This is a genomic window from Kitasatospora sp. NPDC005751, from assembly GCF_040630835.1.
GTDB lineage: Bacteria > Actinomycetota > Actinomycetes > Streptomycetales > Streptomycetaceae > Kitasatospora.
This window is the reverse complement of sequence record NZ_JBEXYC010000141.1, coordinates 1-4057: the sequence shown is the minus strand read 5'-3', so window position 1 is coordinate 4057 and position 4057 is coordinate 1. Positions and strand designations below refer to the sequence as shown.

Genomic DNA, 4057 nt, shown 5'->3' with positions numbered 1-4057 from the left:
GACCGCGTCGTCGCCAGCGACCACGCCACCTCCGCCGACTCCACCGACGGCCGCGCCGACACCCACGCGTGCAGCCGATCCGCCTGCGCCGTCAGGCCCTCGGCCGTGCGGCCCGACACCAGCCAGGCGTCCGCCCCCGACACCACCGGCGCCGTCGCCGGGGTGTCACCCTCCTGGGGCTCGCCGCCCCCGGCCGGGGCCTCCTCCAGGATGATGTGCGCGTTGGTACCGCTCAGGCCGAACGAGGACACCCCGGCCCGGCGGGCCCGCTCACCGGCCGGCCACGGCACGGCTTCGGTCAGCAGCCGGACCTCGCCTTCCGTCCAGTCGACGTGCGGCGACGGCACGTCCGCGTGCAGGGTCTTCGGCAGCTGCTCGTGCTGGAGGGCCAGCACCATCTTGATCACACCGGCGACACCCGCCGCCTGCTGGGAGTGACCGATGTTGGACTTCACCGACCCCAGCAGCAGCGGCCGTCCCTCCGGACGGTCCTGGCCGTACGTGGTGAGCAGGGCCTGCGCCTCGATCGGGTCGCCCAGCGTGGTGCCCGTGCCGTGCGCCTCGACCGCGTCCACGTCGGCGGCCGAGATCCGCGCGTTCGCCAGGGCCGCGCGGATCACCCGCTGCTGGGACGGACCGTTCGGCGCCGTCAGACCGTTGGACGCGCCGTCCTGGTTCACGGCCGAACCGCGCACCACCGCGAGCACCTTGTGCCCGTTGCGCAGCGCGTCCGACAGGCGCTCGACGACGACCATGCCGGCGCCCTCGCCCATCCCCATGCCGTCCGCGTCGGCCGAGAACGCCTTGCAACGCCCGTCCTCGGCCAGGCCGCGCTGCCGGGAGAACCCGACGAAGCCCATGGTGGTGGCCATGACCGTGACACCGCCGGCCAGCGCCAGCGAGCACTCCCCGGCGCGCACCGCCTGGCAGGCCAGGTGCAGCGCCACCAGCGACGACGAACACGCCGTGTCGACGGAGACCGCCGGCCCCTGCAGACCGAGCAGGTAGGAGATGCGGCCGGACATGACGCTGGCCGCACCACCGGTCATGAGGTGCCAGTCGAGCCCCTCCATGGTCTGCAGGGACTGGTGCGCGACGTAGTCGGAGGGGGCGACGCCGACGAACACGCCGGTCTGCGAGCCCCGGAGCGAGGCCGGGTCGACCCCGGCCCGCTCCAGCGCCTCCCAGGACGTCTCCAGCAGCAGCCGCTGCTGCGGGTCCATCGCCAGCGCCTCACGCGGCGAGATCCCGAAGAACCCGGCGTCGAAGCCGGCCGCGTCCCGCAGGAACCCGCCCTCGACCACGTAGGACGTGCCCTGGTGGTCGGGGTCGGGGTCGTAGACGCCCTCGGTGTCCCAGCCACGGTCGTCCGGGAACCCGGAGATCGCGTCCCCGCCGGCGGCGAGCAGCTCCCACAGTTCCTCGGGGGTCGTCACGCCCCCGGGGTAGCGGCAGCTCATGCCGACGATCGCCAGCGGTTCCGAGGCCGCCGAGACGAGCTGGCGGTTCCGCTGTCGCAGCCGCTCGGTTTCCTTCACGGAGGCACGCAGCGCTTCAAGGAGCTTGTCGGCCTGTCCGGTCATCGCTGCCTCCACGCATCGAGCATCATCAACATCACTCCGACTCGCCGTCCAGGGCCAGGCGGATCAGGCTGTCCGCGTCCAACTCGTCGATGGCCTCGGCCTCTTCGCCCTGGTCGCCGATCAGCGCGGCGTCCCGGACGTCGGCGAGCCGCATGAGCGCCTCCATCAGCCCGGCATCGCGGAACCTGGACAGCGGGACGGTCGCGAGAGCCTTCCGCAGCTTCTCCTCGGCCGCGTCCGCCTCGCCGTGCTCGGCGAGCTCCGGCAGCAGCTTCTCCAGCAGGAGCCCGGCCAGTTCCGTGGGGTTGGGGTAGTCGAACACCAGGGTGGCCGGCAGCCGCAGTCCGCTCGCGGTGCCCAGGCGGTTGCGCAGTTCGACCGCGGTGAGCGAGTCGAAGCCCAGGTCGGTGAAGGCCCGGGTGGACTCGACCGCCTCGACGGAGGCGTGCCCCAGCACGGCGCCCACGTGGGCCCGGACCAGGTCGACGAGCAGCCGCAGCCGCTCCGGCTCCGACACCCCGGCCAGCTGCTTGCGCAGCGAGTCCGCACCGACGGCGCCCGAGGCGGCGTGGCGCCGGCCCGTCCCGCCGCCGACCAGGGCCCGCCACAGCGGCGGGACGTCGGCGGCGCGGCCGGCCTGGGCCCGCAGCCCGGCCAGGTCCAGCTTGGCCGGGACCAGCACCGCCTCGTCCCTGGCGAGCGCCAGGTCCAGCAGCGCCAGGCCCTCGTCCGCGCTGAGCGCGGCGACGCCGCCGCGGTTGATCCGGGCGCGCTCGGAGTCGCTGAGCCGCCCGGTCAGTGCGCTGGCCTCGGCCCACATGCCCCAGGCGAGCGAGGTGGCGGGCAGTCCGGCCGCCCGGCGGTCGGCCGCCAGCGCGTCCAGGAACGCGTTGGCCGCCACGTAGTTGCCCTGACCGGGGCTGGCGAAGGTCGCCGCGGCCGAGGAGAACAGGGCGAAGTGCTCCAGGTCCAGCCCCAGGGTGAGTTCGTGCAGGTTCCAGGCACCGTCGGCCTTGGGCCGCATCACGGCGGCCACCCGCTCGGGGGTCAGCGACGCGATGGTCGCGTCGTCCAGGACACCGGCGGTGTGGACCACGGTCGTCAGCGGAGCCCCGGCCGGGACTCCGGCCAGGACGGCGGCCAGGGCGTCGCGGTCCGCCGCGTCGCAGGCGAGCACGTCCACCGACGCGCCCGACCGCGCCAGCTCCGCGGCGAGCGCGGCCGCACCCGGCGCGGCCGGGCCGGAACGGCCGGTCAGCACCAGCCCGTCGGCCCGCCCGGTGGTCACCAGATGCCTGGCCACCAGGCCGCCGAGCGTGCCCGTGCCACCCGTGACCAGCGCCGACCTGCCGCGCTCGCGAGGTTCGGCCGGGCCGACGGTGACGGTGAGGACGAGCTTGCCGGTGTGGCGTGCCTGCTGCATGAAGCGGAACGCCTCACGCGCCCGCCGGATGTCCCAGGCCCGGACCGGCAGCTTCGTCAGCGTGCCGGCGGCCATCAGGTCGACGATCCGGCCGAGCATCGCCCCCATCCGCTCGGGCCCGGCTTCGCCCAGGTCGAAGGGCCGGTAGAAGACCCCCGGGTACTGGACGGCCAGGGCCTCCGGGTCACGGAGGTCGGTGCGGCCCATCTCGACGAAGGCCCCACCGCGCGGCAGCAGCCGCAGCGAGGCGTCCGTCAGCTCGCCCGCCAGGGAGTTGACCACGATGTCCACACCCGCGCCGCCGGTGGCGGCGAGGAACTCCGCCTCGAACCCGGCGTCGCGGGACGAGGAGATGTGCGCTTCGTCCAGGCCCATCGCGGCCAGCACCGGCCACTTCGCCGGACTCGCCGTCGCGAACACCTCCAGGCCCAGGTGCCGGGCGAGCTGCACCGCCGCCATGCCGACGCCGCCGGTACCCGCGTGCACGAGCACCCGCTGGCCGGCCTCGGCCTCGGCCAGTTCGACCAGCGCGTACCAGGCCGTCATGAACGCGCTCGGGACGGACGCGGCCTCGGCGAAGGTCCAGCCCTCCGGGATCCGCACCAGCTGCCGGGCGTCCGTGACCGCCACCGGGCCGAACGCACCTTCGGCGACGCCCATCACCCGGTCGCCCACGGCCAGCCCGGAGACTCCGGAGCCGACTTCGAGCACCGTTCCGGCGAGCTCACTGCCCATCACACCACCGCCCGGGTACATCCCCAGGCCGATCAGCACGTCCCGGAAGTTCAGCCCGGCGACGCGGACCGCCACCCGAACCTGCCCGGGCTCCAGCGCGTCGCCCGTCTGCGGCGCCGCCGCGAGCACGAGGCCCTCCAGCGAGCCGCCGGCATCGGGCTCCAGCCGCCACGGGCCCTCGGGCACCGCCAGCTCGCCCGCCGGGCGCGCCAGGCGCCGTGCGTGGGCCAGGGTGCCGCGCACGGCGAGTTCCGGCTCGCCGGTGGCGAGTGCCGTCGGGAGGGCGGCGATCTGCTCGGCGCCCGCGCCGGTCGGC

General features: G+C 75.1%; 2 protein-coding genes. Both read right to left on the bottom strand.

What is annotated here, in order from left to right; translation table 11 throughout:
• Positions 1-1583, bottom strand: a 1583-nt coding sequence (locus tag ABZ497_RS36625) for a beta-ketoacyl synthase N-terminal-like domain-containing protein (RefSeq protein ID WP_359812438.1), incomplete at its 3' end; no start/stop codon positions are given.
• A 31-nt stretch (positions 1584-1614) separates the two neighbouring features.
• On the bottom strand, positions 1615-4057 hold a 2443-nt coding region (locus tag ABZ497_RS36620), incomplete at its 5' end, for an SDR family NAD(P)-dependent oxidoreductase (protein ID WP_359812435.1).